This is a genomic window from Winogradskya consettensis, from assembly GCF_018332715.1.
In the GTDB taxonomy this organism is placed as follows: Bacteria; Actinomycetota; Actinomycetes; order Mycobacteriales; family Micromonosporaceae; genus Actinoplanes; species Actinoplanes consettensis.
In genome coordinates this window covers 103,048-118,505 of the sequence record NZ_BOQP01000002.1, presented here as the reverse complement: position 1 = coordinate 118,505, position 15,458 = coordinate 103,048, and the positions used below count along the sequence as shown (strand labels likewise).

Below are 15,458 nucleotides of genomic sequence, written 5' to 3'. Positions count from 1 at the left end.
GTACCCCGGCTGAGCGCCGTAGCCGGGGCCGTATCCGGGGCCGTATCCGGCGTACACGGGCGTGGGGGGAGCGAGTCTCACCGGGACCGGGACGACCGGCTCGTTCGGGGCGCTGACCGTGCGTGTGACGCCGTCCGGGAATGCGATCTGATAGGCGTGACCGTCCCAGAATGCCTGCGGGGCCTGGGGATCGCGGCCGACGAACATCGACCTGTACCCCGAGATGTCCGTGAGCAGTTTCTGCTCCTCAGCCTGGGCGCGCTGCAGGTCCTGCGGGTCGCTCCGAAGCCCCCGCTGCATTCCGTCGCGCAGCAACGCAAGCTGGGTGGACGCGAGCTGGAAGCCCCGCATCGCGCGTACGCCGCCCTCGCCCGCGACCCGTTTCGCCCATTGCCGCGCCGAGTGCCGGCGGCCGAGACTGCCGAGGGTGGCCACTTCCGGCGGCGACAACCAGCCCGCGCGTACGTAGAACGGGAGAATGCGCTCGCTGAGCCGACCCTCGTACCCGCGAAGTGCGATCGCGAAGCCGACCGCGGCGAAGAAGAACGGGACCATGAAGCCGAGGTACCCGTACAACATGATGATGCTCTGCCCGGTGGCCGCCGCAAGCGTGGGCAGCAGGTTGAACGTCCCGTGCAGCAGCATCGCGAGCAGCAGCCCGGCGATCGGCGCCAGCCACCGCACCCGCCTGTCGGCCGAGCGGGAGGCGAGCCCCAGCCCGATGCCCGTCATCGACGTGAACAACGGATGCGCGAACCCGGTGAAAAGGATACGAACAATAAAGATCAGGAACAGGTTTTGTACGCCCGTAGCCGGCCCATACTGGTCAGCCCCTGCCGCATACCCGTGCCCACCCAGGTAAAGCACATTTTCCACCATGGCGAACCCGAGCGCCGACAGCCCGCAGTACACAATCCCGTCGGTGATCCCGGACCACTCCCGACGCCGCCGCCAGAAAAGCAAAATCGGCCCGAGCGCCTTCATCGACTCCTCGATGAACGGCGCGATGATCACAGCGACCAGCGCATCGGGGAGCCCCGCCTGCGCAAACAGCCAGGCGGTCCCGGTATTGACCCCGATGGCCACCAGCGTGGCGACCACCGCGCCCCAGGCAAAACAGAAGGCAAGGTACCGAACAGGCTCCGGCTCATACCGGTCCAGCCACAAGAAACAACTGGCCAGTACGGGCACCGGCACAATCGCAGCGGTCAGCCCCACAACCAACCCGGTCGGCCCGTTACTGGCGCCCAGAATGACCAGCATCGCAATAGAACAAGCCGCAAAGAACCCGATGATCAGAGTCAACGGCACCCACCGCCGCCACCCGGCCCGCCGCCCGGTCATAGGCGGCAGATCCGCACCCTGACCAGCCGGTACCTGCGAAAAGTCCCCGGTCTGGGCCGGGCCTGAGATCGGAGAGGGGGTCGAGGCCGGGGCTGAGTCCCAGGGCTGAGCTGCAGGGGCGGCACTCTGCGGCGATCCCGCCGGAGCCGCATCCCAAGGCTGAGCTGCGGCGACACCGCTCTGGGGCCGCTCGGCCGGGGCTGCGTCCCAGGGCTGAGTTGTGGGCGCCGAGGGCTGAGCCGGCTCGGCCGGAGTTGCGTCCCAGGGCTGAGTTGTGGGCACTGAGGGCTGGGCCGGCTCCCAGGGCTGAGCTGTGGGCACTGAGGGCTGGGTCGGCTCCCAGGGCTGGGGTGCTGTCTCCCAGGACTGAGCGGCCGGCGCGTCCCAGGACTGGGCCGGAGCTGCGTCCCAGGGCCGGGCGGGCGTCCCTGCGGGCGGGTGCTGTTCCGGGTCGGGCGTGGTCCCCGGCGCTACGTCGGCCATGCCGCCAGCGTAGTCACCCGGCCGCACTCCGGCGGTCCCCCGCCCACGGAACCGATCATGACCCAGCTCCCGCCGGCGGCACGCCCGGCGATGGCGGCTCAGCCACAGGCGCCACCGCGGCCACAGACGTCGGCTCAGACGTCGGCTCAGACGTCGGCTCAATCGACGCCGCAGCCGGAGCCGAAGGCCCGGACAAAGACTCAACCGACGTTCCAGCCGCGCCCGAAGGCCCGGACAAAGGCTCAGCCGACGCCCCAGGCACACCCGAAGGTCCGGAAAGAGGCTCAGCCGGGGGCTCGGCCAAGGAGGTCAGCGTGGCCGGTGATGGCGGGGTGAGGCCGTCGGGGGCGGGAGTGGCTGTGCGGGGCTTGTGGCGGGGTGGGCGGGTTCGGCCCTGCCAGCCGACGGCTCGGCGGACGAGGCGGGGGGCTTCGGCGTATTCGATGCCGGTGGCGCGGAGGAGGTCGGAGACGGTGGTTCGGACCTGGGCGACGACGACGCCGCCGGAGAAGCCGACTCCTTCCTTGTACGCCCGGCCCGACTCGGCCGCCGCACGCAGCGCCCGTTCCCGCGTGGCTTCCGGTTCGGCGCCGCGGGACCATTCCTGGCGGAGGAGGTCGATGGCGTCGCCGAGGAGTTCGGCGCTGGTGGGGAGGCAGGCGGGGATGGGTTCGTCGTCTTCGAGGGCGGTGATGACGCGGCGGGTGAGGACGCGGACGTTGCGGAGGGCGTACGTGAGGTGGGGTGCGCCTTCGACGTATTGGGCCAAGGCGCCCCGGGAGCGCCAGCGGGCCGGCGCGAAGGCGATGTTCTCGCTGGCAGCGGCAGCGGCTGCGGCGAAGGCGGCGAAGTGCCCCTCGGCGGTGCGGAGTTGGGTGAGGGCCTCCCGGACGACGTCGGTGTCCTGGGCGGCCATGCCCCGGGCGACGCCGCGCAGGCCGGTGGCCATTTCCTCGAGGGCCGGGTCGGCTGCTCGGCGTACGACCGTCAGGGGGTTGAGGGGTAGCAGCAGGGTCATCACAGCGAGACCGACCGCGCCGCCGACGAGGGCGTCGAAGAAGCGGGTGTAGGGCAGGTTGGCGCTCGAGGTCAGCGTGGCGACCAGGACGGCCGAGGAGGCGGACTGCACGACGAGCGGGGTGCCGCCGCCGACGGCCGCGGCGACCAGGATCGCGAGGACGACGACCAGGCCGATCTGCCACGGGCCGGAGCCGATCAGCAGGATGATGCCGTCGCCGAGGCCGATGCCGATCGCGACGCCGACGACCAATTCGACCGTACGTTTCGCGCGCTGCCCGATGGAGGACGCCAGGGTGATGACCGCTGCGATGGGCGCGAAGAACGGGCTCGGGCGGCCGATCAGGTCGTGGGCTATGTACCACGCGATGCCCGCGGCGACGCCGGCCTGGATGGCGAGGCCGAATCCGCCTCGGACCCGCCCCCAGCTGGCCCGGGCACCGGAGCGGGACCGCCCCTGTAGGTCGGCGAGCACGCCGGCGAGCCCCCGCTGATCCGAAGTCACGAACAATCCTAACCAACGGACGTGCCAGGATTGCGGCCGTGACTTCTCTTCTCGATCGGTGGGTGGCTGCCGCCCGGGGCGCCGGGGCGTCCGCCGAGGACCCGGATCTCGAGGCTTCCGGCGCCTACCTGCTGGGCCGCTGGTCAGAGCCGCAGCGCCAGTATCACGACGTCAGCCATCTGACCGCCGTGCTCGACGTCGTCGACGAGTACGCGGATCTGGCCCGGCACGCGGACCGGGTGCGGCTCGCGGCCTGGATGCACGACGCCGTGTACGACCCGAAGGCGCTCGGCGACGCGAACGAGCGGGACAGCGCCGAGTTCGCCGAGGGGCTGCTGACGACGCTGGGGATGCCCGCTGAGGTCGCCGCGGAGGTGGCGCGGCTGGTCGGGCTGACCGCCGGGCATGCGACCGGGGACGACGATCCGGATGGTGAGCTGCTCTGCGACGCCGATCTGGCGATCCTCGCGGCCGACCCGGAGCGTTACGCCGCATACACGGCTGCCATCCGCCGGGAGTACGCCCACATCTCGGACGGCACGTTCCGGGCGGCCCGCGCGCAGGTGCTGGTCTCGCTGCTGGAGCTGCCGGCTATCTATCGCAACACCCCGATCCGGGAGCGCTGGGAGAAGACGGCCCGCGAGAACCTCGAGGCCGAGCTAAAGGTCCTGGCGAAGGGCTAGATGCTTCGGGCGGCGCAGCCCGGCGGCCCGGAGCCGCGCGGAGATGTCCCGCGACGACACCAGGGTCGCCCCGAGCGAGATCGCCGTGGGGACGAGCGACTCCGGGATGTCGTAGTGGTCCCGGTCGAAGCCCTTGCGCGGGGCACCGAGCCGGGCCGCGAAGTCGTGCAGCTCCTCGTAGGAGACGTCGCTGACCAGGTGCGCCCAGAGGCGCCCGCGGCCCGGCCAGCGCGGCTCATCGACCAGGATCACGAGGCGAGCAGGTCCGATCCCCGGTCGGCGGCATACCCGCGGACGTCGGCCACACCCAGGCGCGCAGCGTCCGCGGTGAGGTCGTCGGGCATCTTCTGCGACTGGCGTTCGGCCTCGACCCGGGCCAGGTAGTGCTCGACCTCGCGGTCGCGGACGGCCTTGTCCCAGCCCAGCGCGTCGCCCATGATGGCCGCTGCGTGGACGGCGGTCTCGCTGCCGCGGTGGGTGGTCTCGAAGGAGATGCGGGTGCGGCGGGTCAGGACGTCGTCGAGGTGCAGGGCGCCTTCGGCGGTGGCCGCGTATGCGATCTCGGCCGCGAGGTATTCGGGGGCGCCGGCGAGCGGTTCGGCCAGCGCCGGGTCGGCCTCGATCATCGCGAGCAGGTGCACCGTGAGGGTGCCGTAGCGTTCGAGCAGGTGCTCGATCACGCCGGTCGTGACGCCGTGCCGGCGTGCTGCGTCCTGCCGGTCCCGCCAGGCGGAGGCGTAACCGTCGGCGCCGAGCAGCGGGAGCTGGTCGGTGACCGAGGGGCGGTCCACGCCGAGACGGCGGACGGCCTGGTCGATCACGTCGGCGGCCATCACCCGGTAGGTCGTGTACTTGCCACCGGCTACCAGGAGCAGGCCGAGCATCGGCTCGACCACGGCGTGCTCGCGGGAGAGCTTCGACGTCGAGTCGGCCTCGCCGGAGAGCAGGGGGCGCAGACCGGCGTACACCCCTTCGATGTCGTCGGTGGTGAGCGGGCGCTCGAGGATGGTGTTGACCTGGTCGAGCAGGTAGCTGATGTCGCGCGCGGAGGCGGACGGGTGGGAGCGGTCGAGCTCCCAGTCGGTGTCGGTGGTGCCGATGATCCAGTGCCCGCCCCAGGGGATGACGAAGAGCACCGAGGTCGGGGTCCGCAGGATCAGCCCGGCATCGCCGGTGATGGCCGAGCGGGGCACCACGAGGTGTACGCCCTTCGATGCCCGCACCCGCAGCCCGGGCCGCACGCCGACGTCGCTGAGCATCCGCGACATGTCATCGCTCCACACCCCGGTGGCGGCGACGACCGTGCGGGCGCGCACCTCGAACTCGGGGGAGTCGGGGGATTCCAGGTCGCGGACCTTCACACCGACCACCTGGCGGGCCTCGCGCAGGAAGCCGGTGACCCGGGCGCTGGTGACGACGGCCGCGCCGAGGCTGGCCGCCGTGCGGGCGATGGTGACCACCAGCCGGGCGTCGTCGACCTGCCCGTCGTAGTAGCGGATCGCCCCGGTGATCTTGTCGGCGCGCAGGCTCGGGAAGAGGTGCCGGGCGCCGTCGCGGGTCAGGTGCTTGTGCAGCGGCATGCCCCGGCCGGTGCCGAAGACGCCGGCGAAGACGTCGTACGCCGCGACGCCCAGCCCGTAGTAGAACCTGTTCCAGACGCGCGCGGGCGGCGAGGCCGGCTCCAGCGGCACCAGGATCGGTACCGGGCGCACGAGGTGCGGCGCGAGCCGGCTGGTGAGCAGCCCCCGCTCGGTGAGCGCCTCGTGCACCAGGTGCAGCTCGAGCTGCTCCAGGTAACGCAGGCCGCCGTGGATGAGTTTGCTGGACCGGCTGGAGGTGCCGGCCGCCAGGTCGCGGGCCTCGACGAGGGCGACTTTCAGCCCGCGTGAGGCGGCGTCCAGGGCAGCACCGGCGCCGGTGACCCCACCACCGATGACGAGCACGTCGAACTGCTCGTCACGCAGCCGCCGGAGATCGGCGACACGACGCACCGGCGAGAGCCGACCGGCGGAATACCGGGAATCCGAAGGAGAACGCACGCCCCCACCGTAGCGCCGTCCGGCCCCTACCCGAATCGGTGTGCCGCGACGTACATGAGCATCTCGGTGACGGAACCGGCCGGATCGGACACCGGGAACTGCACGGATCTGATGACGGAGCCCTCATCGGCCAGCAGGGTGAGGCGTTTGAAGCGGTCCGTGCCGCCGGCCCGGAACGTCGGTAACCGCAGGCTGGCCGCCAGTTTGCCGTCCTGGTCGGAGAGGAGCGGGAAGGGCAGACCCGCATGCTGGGCGAAGGCCTCCAGCTGATCGGGGCGCTGAGTGCTCACCCCCTTGATGAGTACGCCCTGAGCAGCGAAATCCCCGCTCCGAGCCGCATATGTCGTCGCCTCGAGCGTGCACCCCGCAGCCCCCGGGATCTCGCCCCAGCCGGGCGGATAGCCCTGCGATCCGGGCGCATAGGCCCCGGGAAAGAAGAACAGCACCGTCGGCGCTTCGAGGGTGAGCCCGGGGATCCGATGGCCGACGAGGTCGTGCACGCGGTGTGCCTCGGCGGATGTCGGCGCGGCGGTGGCCGTGAGCGTGCCGTCGCCCATCACGTGCCGCGTCCCCCAGTCCTGCAGGGAGATCAGCACCGGGAGCAGTCCCTCACCCTTCGGTGTGAGCAGGTAGTCGTGGCGGGGTGGGTTGTCCTGGTAGGCGACGCGACGCAGCACGCCCTGCTCGACGAGGCCGCCGAGCCGTTCGGTCAGTGCTCGCCGGCTCATGCCGAGCTCGCGCTGGAGCGCGTCGAAGCGGGTCACTCCCCCGGCGACGTCGCGCACGATCAGGAACGTCCACCAGTCGGTGAGCACGCTGAGGGCCTGCTCGATGCCGCAATCGGCATTTACCAGGTCGACTCGTCGCACCATCCCCACTATAGTCCGTTCCAGATTGGAACTCAGTAGGGATGAACGGGGGTCGGGGACCGTGGACGTCTTCTGGCGGTGGTGGACGGCCGGGACCATCAGCGGTCTGGGCTCGGCGGTCGGCGGCGTGGCGCTGCCACTGACGGCGCTCGCGGTCCTCGACGCGACCCCTTTCCAGATGGGTCTGATCGCCGCGGCGCAGTACGCGGCGTGGATCGTCATCGGGCTGCCGTCCGGGGTGATCGTGCAGCGCCTGCCGCTGCGGGGCGCCCAGCTCGGCGCCGACCTGGCCCGCGCCGTGGCCGTCGGGTCCATCCCGCTCGCCTGGTGGCTCGGCGAGCTCACGATCACGCAGCTGGTGGTGACCGCGCTGGTTGTGAGCTTCGCCAACGTGATCTTCGACGTGGCGAACTCGACGTTCCTGCCCGAGATCGTCGACCGGGACCAGCTCCAGTCGCGCAACAGCCTCAGCTCCGGCACGCACGCCACGACCTCACTCGCCGGCCCGTCGCTCGGCGGGATCGTGGTGCAGGCCGCGGGGTCCGTGCCGACGCTGCTGGTCGACGCGGCGAGCTATCTGGTCTCGGCGGCTTTTCTGCGTACGCTGCCCGCGCGGCGCGTGCCCCGGCCCGACCGGTGGCCGCCGATGGGCGAGCTGATCCGCGAGGGCTTCACGTTCGTGGTGCGGCACCCGGCGATGGGCCCGGGCATGTGGGCGGCCACGGCGGTGAACTTCGTGTGCGGCGCCCAGTACGCCCTCTACCCGCTCTACCTGGTCCGCGAGCTGCACGCCCCGGCCGGCGTGGTCGGCGTGCTGCTGGCCGCGGACGGCGTCGGCACCCTGATCGGCGCCGCGCTGACCACCCGGTTCACCGACGCGGTGGGCACTGCCCGGGGGCTGATCGCTGCCGGGTTCGTGGCTGCCGCGGGTGCTGTTCTGGTGCCGTGGGGTGCGGGGCTCTGGGCGTACGCCATCTTCGTGGCCGGGAATTTGTTGTTCTCGGCGGGAGTGGTCGTGCTGAGCGTGACCACCCGCACGTACCGGCAGATCGCCAGCCCGCCGGAGCTGCTCAGCCGGGTCATGGCGACGGTCCGGTTCGTCTCCTGGGGTGCCATTCCGGTCGGTGGCCTGGTCGCGGGCGCTCTGGCCGGGGCGATCGGCGCTCGCGGCGCCCTGCTGGCGATCGGCGCGGTGGCCGCGTGCGCACCGCTGGTCTGGCTGGCCTCGCCGGCGCGGAGCGTCCGGGACCTGACCGATCTGGCCCCGGCCCCGACTCCGCAGCACAGCAAGCTCTGAGGCTGCGCCTGCGCTGCACCTGAACAGCACTTTTCGGTTTCTAGCGTCAGTGGGGCCCGGACCAACAGGTCCGGATCTCAGCGCGCCCCGCGGCGCCGACACCACTGAGGCTGGCATGCAAGCTCTGCGTTCCGCTCCGCACCGCGCGCTCGCCGTGCTCGTGGTCATCGCCGTCGGCGTTGCCATGACGTTCTACATGACCCGGGCCGAGGCGGTGATCACCAACCCGTTCAGCTCCGAGTTCTCGACGGATGCCAACGGCGCCATCCTGATGCGCGGCAACGCCAACCTCACCTGTCCCACGGCCACCGCCGGTTGCACGGACGCCCTCAACGGCACGGGTGCCACCGCCGACGCGCTGAACAACAACGCGTACGTGATGGAGAACCTCGGCGCGAACGTCGGCCAGGGGATCTTCAACTCCAGCAGCGCCACGGTGACGCTGCCGGCGAACAGCACCGTGCTCTTCGCCGGTCTGTACTGGGGTGCGGACACCAAGGCCGGCACGAGCGGCGTGGTCGCCCCGACGGCCGCGGACAACAACAAGGTCAAGCTCAGCATCCCCGGCGGCGGTGGCGCCTGGACCAACGTGACCGCGACGAAGATGTTCACCGACCCGTCGCTCACGGCGTACCAGGGTTACGCGGACGTCACCTCGACGGTTGCCGGCGCCGGCAGCGGGTCGTACTCCGTGGGCAACATCCAGGCGGGTACGGGCAAGGACCGGTACGCCGGGTGGTCGCTCGTCATCGCGTACCAGAACGCCTCCCTGCCGATGCGCAACCTGCGCGTCTACGACGGTTTCGGCGTGGTCAGCAGCGCCTCGAGCAGCGTGAACATCCCCGTCGACGGGTTCAAGACGCCGCTGACCGGCACGGTCAAGACGAACATCGGCGCCGTGGTCTACGAGGGTGACCTCGGCAAGACCGGCGATGTGCTGCAGCTCGACAGCACCTCGATGAGCGACTCGAAGAACCCCGTCGACAACTTCTTCAACAGCACCGTCAGCGAGGGTGGCACGCTGATCGGCGACCGTACTCCGAACAACCCGAACCTGCTCGGCCTCGACGTCGACCAGTTCGACGCGACCGGCAAGCTCGCCAACGGCGCGACCAGCGCCTCACTGACGCTCACGACCACCAACGAGACGTTCTACCCGGGCGTGGTCACGTTCGCCACCGACCTGTACGCCCCCGACCTCACCACGACGCTGACCGGCACCGACAAGACCGGCGACCCCGCGCGGCTGATGCCCGCTGACGAGATCGAGTACTCGATCAGCGTCGTCAACAAGGGCACCGACAACAGCGGCGGCACCGTGCTCACCGACGCGGTCCCCGCCGGCACGACCTACGTCCCGGGCTCGCTCAAGATCGCCGGCACCGCGATGACCGACGCCGCCGCGGACGACACCGCCGAGTTCGTCACGGACTCCGCGCAGGGCAAGACCGTGTTCCGGATCGGTACGGGCGCCACGTCCACCACCGGCGGCACCCTCGCGACAAACGCCACCGTGGTGGTCACCTACCGGGTCAAGGTCAAGGACACCACCCCGTCCGGGACCACGATCACCAACGTCGCCGCGCTCTCCTACTCCGGCGCGTCGACGGGCCGCACCATCACCGGCACCAGCAACGTCGTCAACGCCACCGTCGACAAGCCCGTCGCCGACCTCGCCGCGACGGTGACCGCGTCCACGAACACCGTGCAGCGCGACGCCCTTCCCGCCGCGATCACCTACCAGCTGACGGTCACCAACAACGGCACCGACCGCGAGCCGCTCCCGGTCGCGAAGCTGACCCTGCCGACCGGTGTCACCGTGGTCACGCTGCCCGCCGGCTGCACCCAGTCGGGCCAGGACATCACCTGCGCCCTGGGCGCGCTCGCCAGCGGCACGGCCGCCACGGTCACGATCAACGCGACCGTCGGCTCGACCGCGGCGCTGAGCTCGCCGGCCACCGCGACGGCCTCGGGTTCCGGCACCGACAACACCCCGGGCAACAACACCGCGACCGCCTCGCTCTGGGTCAACACCGCCCCAACGGCGGCTGACGACACCGCCGGCACCGCAACCGGCACTGCCAAGACGATCAACGTGCTCGGCAACGACAACGACCCGGATGCCGGCGACACCTTGGTCGTCACGATCCCTGCCCAGCCTGCTCACGGCACCGCCATGGCCAACGGCGACAACACGATCACGTACACCCCGGCGGCTGGATGGGCCGGCACCGACACCTTTACGTACCAGCTGAATGACGGTCACGGCGGCACCGCCACGGCCACCGTCACCGTGAACGTCGACAACGCCCCGCCGGTCCCAGCCGACTATCAGGTCGCCACCGCCGCCAACACCGCTAAGACGATTGCTGTCCTGGCCAATGTGACGGACCCGAACGGCGACCCGCTGTCGGTCTCCGCTGTCACCCAGCCCGTCAGCGGCGGCTCGGTTGCGATCACTGGCGCCACCGTGACGTTCACCCCGAACGCGAGCTTCCGTGGTGTGGCTACGTTCAAGTACACCGCCTCCGACGGCCGCGGCGGCACGGCCAGCGGCAACGTCGAGGTAACCGTCGCCAACGCCGGCCCGGTCGCGCAGGACGACATCGCGACCACCCCGTACCACACGGACAAGGTCATCGACGTGCTCGCCAACGACACCGACGCCAACAACGACCCGCTGACCATCACCTCGAACAGCTCGCCGGCGCACGGCACCGCGGACCTCATCGGCGGCAAGATCACCTACCGGCCGGCGGTGAAGTTCTCCGGCACGGACACGTTCACGTACACCATCTCCGACGGCAACGGCGGCACCGCGACCGGGACTGTCACCGTGACCGTCGCGAACGCCCCGCCGACCGTCACCGACTCGACCGTGACCACCCCGTACGGCACTCCGGTCAGCATCGACCTCACCACGACCGCCAACGACCCGAACGACGACACGATCACCGTCATCGGCACCGTGAACGGGGCGCACGGCCTGGTCGGCGTAGACGCCGACGGAAACCCGGAGTACACGCCCGACGCCGGCTGGTCCGGACCGGATTCCTTCAGCTACACGATCAAGGACGGCCACGGCGGCACGGCGACCGCCACGGTGAACGTCACCGTCGCCAACGGCAAGCCCGTGGCGGTCGACGACCCGGTCACCGCGCAGGCGAACATCCCGCTGGTCATCCCGGTGAAGGCGAACGACTCGGACCCGAACGGCGACCCGCTGACCGTGACGGTCGACGTCGCGCCGGCGCACGGCACGGCCGTCGTCAACCCGGACGGGACCGTGACCTACACGCCGGCGAGCCCGGGCTTCCGCGGCACCGACACGTTCCACTACACGGTCAGCGATGGCACGGACTCGGCGGGCGCGACCGTCACGGTCACCGTCGTCAACTCGGCGCCGGTCGCCCAGGCGGACGCGGTCAGCACCGCGACCGACACCCCGGTCACGGTGACAGTGCTCGGCAACGACACCGACCCCAACGGCGACGCGATCGCGGTCAAGGGCTTCACCAACGGCGCGCACGGCACGGTCACCCTGACCGGCGGCAACCTGGTGTACGCCCCGAACACCGGGTTCGCGGGCACGGACACGTTCACGTACACGATCGAGGACCCCGAGCACCAGACCGCCAACGCGGTGGTCACCGTGACCGTGCTCAACGCGAACCCCATCGCGGTCCCGGACACCGCTCTGGGCCAGCCCGGTGTCCCGCAGATCCTGAAGGTGCTCGACAACGACACCGACCCGAACCTCGGCCAGTCGCTACGGGTGATCTCGGTGACCCAGCCGGCCCACGGCACCGCGGTGCTGAACGCGAACGGCACGGTCACGTACACGGCCGACGCGGGCAGCTCCGGCATGGACACCTTCGACTACACCGTGACCGACGACGCCGGCGGCACCGACACGGCGACCGTGGTGATCAGCATCGACTCGGCGCCGGTCGCGACCCCCGACACCGCCGCGGCGGGCGCGGGCACACCCGTGGACATCGACGTGCTCGCCAACGACACGGACGCCGAGAACGAGGCGCTGACCCTGGTCTCGGTGAGCCAGCCGAAGCACGGCACGGTGAAGATCGTCGACGGCAAGGTCCGCTACACCCCCGACGCCGGGTACGCCGGCACGGACACCTTCACCTACGTGGTGCGTGACGCCGCCGGCGGCCAGTCCACCGGCCAGATCTCGGTGACCGTCGCCAACGCCGCCCCGGTGGCCGTGACCGACCAGGCCGCGGTGCTGAGGAACGGCAAGGTCGACATCGACGTGCTCGCGAACGACACCGACGTCAACGCCGACCAGAAGCTGACCGTGACCTCCGTCGGCAACCCGGCGCACGGCACGGCCACGGTGACCGCCGACGGCAAGATCCGCTACGTGCCGGAGACGGGCTTCATCGGCACCGACCGCTTCGACTACGTGATCAGCGACGGCAACGGCGGCACGGCCACCGGCACGGTCTCGGTGACCGTCACCGGCGGGTCGGCGGTCGCGCTGCCCGACAGCAGGTCGACGCCGTACCAGCACGCCGTCTCGGTGAAGGTGCTCGACAACGACCTGAACCCGTACGACGCCACGCTTCTGATCGTCGGGGTGACCCAGCCGGCCAGCGGCACGGTGACGTTCACCGGCACCGAGGTCCGCTACGAGCCGCCGGCGGGCTTCTCCGGCACCGTCTCGTTCACGTACACGATCAGCGACGGCACCGACCGGTCCACCTCGACGGTGACCATCAAGGTCGGCGCGCCCCCGGCGGTGCCCGACAAGAGCGTGACCGCCAAGCCGGCCACGCCGGTCACCGTGACGCTGCCCAAGGTGGACAAGAACAACAACGCGGTCACCGTGGTGAAGGTCGGCAAGCCCGCCCACGGCACGGCCAAGCTCAACGCCGACGGCACCGTCACCTACACCCCGGAGGCGGGCTTCGCGGGAGCGGACAGCTTCTCGTACTCCGCGGTGGACGAGGACGGCAACATGGCGTACGGCACGATCAAGGTCAAGGTCGACGGCCCGAACAGCGCGCCCAAGGCCAAGGACGACACGGCAACGGTCGACGCCGGCAAGTCCGTCGTGATCAAGGTGCGGGCCAACGACAGCGACGCCAACGAGGACACCCTCAAGGTGATCAGCGTGGCCAAGCCCAAGCACGGCCACGCCGTGATCAACGCCAACGGCACGATCACGTACGCCCCGGACGACTCGTACCAGGGCGGCAAGGACAGCTTCACCTACACGGTCAGCGACGGCCACGGCGGTTACGCCAAGGCCACCGTCACGGTCACGGTGAAGCAGGTCGCCGACGCCACCACCGGCACGGTGATCAAGCTGCCGAAGACCGGTGCGGACATCATGTCGGTGGGCGGCGTGGGCGTGCTGACGCTGATCGTGGGCGCCGCGTTGTTCTTCTTCGGCGGGCGTACCCCAAGCTGGCTGGTCCTTGCCGGTGGCCGTGACCGCGGTCCGGGCCGGCACCGGCCCGGGAAGCATGCGCTGCGGATGTAGAGCTCAGCCCTTGATGCCGGTCTGAGCGATGCCTTGGATGAACTGGCGCTGCAGGAACACGAAGACCGCGATCACGGGTACGGACGCCAGCAGCGAACCGGCCATCAGGATCGGATAGTCGGTCTGGTACTGCCCCTGCAGCGAGGCCAGCCCCGCGGAGAGCGTCATCTTCTCGGGGTCGGTGTTGACGACGAGCGGCCAGAACAGGTCGTTCCAGGACCAGAGCAGCACCAGCACGGCCAGGGCCACCATCCCGGGCCGGGCCAGCGGAAGCACGATGGACCAGTAGATCCGCCACGGCCCGGCCCCGTCGATGCGGGCGGCTTCCTCCAACTCGATGGGCAGCCCCAGGAAGAACTGCCGCAACAGGAAGACGCCGAACGCGCTGAACAGCCCCGGCACGATCAGCGCCGGCAGACTGTTCAGCCAGCCCAGGTCGGCCATGATCTGGTACTGCGGGATGATGAACAGCTGCGGCGGGACCATCAGCACGGACAGGAAAATGGCGAAGAGCGCGTTGCGGCCGGGGAAGCGCAGCCGGGCGAACGCGTAGGCCGCCATCGAGCAGAACAGCACCTGGCCGGCCGTGCGAGCCACCGCGGTGATGGCCGTGTTGAGGAACTGCGTGCCGAACGGCAGCAGGTCGAAGACCTTGCCGAAGTTGGCCCAGTGCCCCTCCGGAAGCAGCGTCGGGGGCACGGCGGTGGCACTGCTCAGCGTCTTCAGCGACGTGATGATCTGCCAGAGGAACGGCAGGACCATCAGGACCGAAGCGATGATCAGTACGCCGTGCAGCACGATCCGGGGAACCCGTTCACGCATAGTGCACCCACTTCCGCTGGAGCCGGAACTGCAGCGCGGTCAGCACCGTGATGATCAGCAGCAGCATGATGACGATCGCCGCGCCGTACCCGCGGTCGTTGGTGACGAAGGCCCGGTCGTAGAAGAGCTGCACCACCGTCTCCAGCCGCGGGTACGCGGGGTTCGCCCGCGCCGCGTTGCCGGACCCGGCGATGATGAAGACCAGGTCGAAGAGCTGCAGCGACCCGATCACCGACACCACCGAGACGAAGAACGCGGTGGGTGAGAGCAGCGGCAGCGTGATCCGCAGGAATTGCCGCAGCGGCCCGGCGCCGTCCAGCTCGGCGGCCTCGTAGTAATCGGCCGGGATCGCCTGCATGCCCGCCAGGAAGATGATCAGGTTGTAGCCGACGCTGGTCCACACCCCGATGACCACCAGCGCGTAGAGCGCGGTGTCCGGGTCGGCGATCCAGTTCGGACCGTCGATGCCGACCAGCGACAACACGTAGTTGATCAGGCCGTAGTCACCGTTGTAGAGCCAGCGCCAGACCATCGCCACGGCGACCGGCATGGTCACCACGGGCAGGAAGAAGAAGGTCCGGTAGATGCCGACACCGCGCATCTTGCGGTTCAGCAGGGCGGCGAAGACGATCGCGAGCGGGATCGAGAGCAGGCCCAGGAACGTGTACGCGAACGTGTTGACCAGGGCGCGGCCGACCTCGGGATCGTGGATCAGGCGCACGTAGTTGTCGGTGCCCGTCCAGGTGTGCCCGCCGAACGCGCCCCATTCGGTGAACGAGTAGTACGCCGTCTGCAGCACCGGCCAGAGGTAGAAGACGGCCAGCCCGAGGGCCGTGGGGGCGATGAACGCGTACCCCCACAGCGCCTCGGTCACGCGATGCCTCTGCATC

General features: G+C 70.2%; 10 protein-coding genes. 3 read left to right on the top strand and 7 right to left on the bottom strand.

Annotation, left to right across the window (positions count from 1 at the left end):
- Both Aco04nite_RS01800 and Aco04nite_RS01795 read right to left on the bottom strand, forming a co-directional pair.
- The coding region (locus tag Aco04nite_RS01800; RefSeq protein ID WP_438874887.1) for a PrsW family intramembrane metalloprotease at positions 1–1,311 on the bottom strand (1,311 nt) is incomplete at its 3' end.
- 571 nt (positions 1,312–1,882) lie between these two features.
- Complete coding sequence (locus tag Aco04nite_RS01795; protein ID WP_244875677.1) at positions 1,883–3,349, bottom strand: FUSC family protein; 1,467 nt, start codon at positions 3,347–3,349, stop codon at positions 1,883–1,885.
- Between the two features lie 38 nt (positions 3,350–3,387).
- Between Aco04nite_RS01795 and Aco04nite_RS01790 the strand changes: the two genes are divergently transcribed.
- Positions 3,388–4,032 carry an HD domain-containing protein gene (locus Aco04nite_RS01790; RefSeq protein WP_212995434.1) on the top strand — a complete coding sequence of 215 codons (645 nt, stop codon included), beginning with the start codon at positions 3,388–3,390 and terminating at the stop codon, positions 4,030–4,032.
- On the opposite strand, the gene Aco04nite_RS01785 is transcribed toward Aco04nite_RS01790, so the two are convergent.
- Genes Aco04nite_RS01785 through Aco04nite_RS01775 form a run of 3 tightly spaced genes read right to left on the bottom strand, consistent with a single transcriptional unit; the run spans position 4,009 to position 6,940 of the window.
- Positions 4,009–4,284: a DUF4031 domain-containing protein gene (locus Aco04nite_RS01785; RefSeq protein ID WP_212995433.1), complete on the bottom strand. Its 276-nt coding sequence runs from the start codon at positions 4,282–4,284 to the stop codon at positions 4,009–4,011. The genes Aco04nite_RS01790 and Aco04nite_RS01785 overlap by 24 nt on opposite strands.
- The gene (locus Aco04nite_RS01780; protein WP_212995432.1) at positions 4,281–6,071 is read right to left on the bottom strand and encodes a glycerol-3-phosphate dehydrogenase/oxidase; all 1,791 of its coding nucleotides are present in this window, start codon (positions 6,069–6,071) and stop codon (positions 4,281–4,283) included. Before Aco04nite_RS01780 ends, Aco04nite_RS01785 begins: the two co-directional genes overlap by 4 nt.
- A 26-nt stretch (positions 6,072–6,097) precedes the next feature.
- On the bottom strand, positions 6,098–6,940 hold the full coding sequence (locus Aco04nite_RS01775) for a winged helix-turn-helix transcriptional regulator (RefSeq protein WP_212995431.1): 843 nt from the start codon (positions 6,938–6,940) through the stop codon (positions 6,098–6,100).
- 61 nt (positions 6,941–7,001) lie between these two features.
- Between Aco04nite_RS01775 and Aco04nite_RS01770 the strand changes: the two genes are divergently transcribed.
- Positions 7,002–8,237 carry an MFS transporter gene (locus Aco04nite_RS01770; protein ID WP_244875676.1) on the top strand — a complete coding sequence of 412 codons (1,236 nt, stop codon included), beginning with the start codon at positions 7,002–7,004 and terminating at the stop codon, positions 8,235–8,237.
- Positions 8,238–8,352: 115 nt separating this feature from the next.
- Entirely contained in the window at positions 8,353–13,746 is a 5,394-nt protein-coding gene (locus Aco04nite_RS01765; RefSeq protein ID WP_212995429.1) for a beta strand repeat-containing protein, read from the top strand.
- Positions 13,747–13,749: 3 nt separating this feature from the next.
- Here the strand turns inward: Aco04nite_RS01765 and Aco04nite_RS01760 are convergent, their stop codons facing one another.
- Together Aco04nite_RS01760 and Aco04nite_RS01755 are read right to left on the bottom strand one after the other, a co-directional pair.
- A complete protein-coding gene (locus Aco04nite_RS01760; RefSeq protein WP_212995428.1) occupies positions 13,750–14,568 on the bottom strand; it encodes a carbohydrate ABC transporter permease in 819 nt (272 codons plus the stop codon).
- Complete coding sequence (locus tag Aco04nite_RS01755; protein WP_203838051.1) at positions 14,561–15,457, bottom strand: carbohydrate ABC transporter permease; 897 nt, start codon at positions 15,455–15,457, stop codon at positions 14,561–14,563. The genes Aco04nite_RS01760 and Aco04nite_RS01755 overlap by 8 nt, the downstream gene beginning before the upstream one ends.
- Position 15,458: the final 1 nt, after the last annotated feature.

Bases quoted from the DNA above. Each gene is read 5' to 3' on its own strand.
- Aco04nite_RS01765 (WP_212995429.1), top strand. From the start codon at position 8,353: ATGCAAGCTCTGCGTTCCGCTCCGCACCGCGCGCTCGCCGTGCTCGTG.
- Aco04nite_RS01760 (WP_212995428.1), bottom strand. From the start codon at position 14,568: ATGCGTGAACGGGTTCCCCGGATCGTGCTGCACGGCGTACTGATCATC.
- Aco04nite_RS01755 (WP_203838051.1), bottom strand. From the start codon at position 15,457: ATGCAGAGGCATCGCGTGACCGAGGCGCTGTGGGGGTACGCGTTCATC.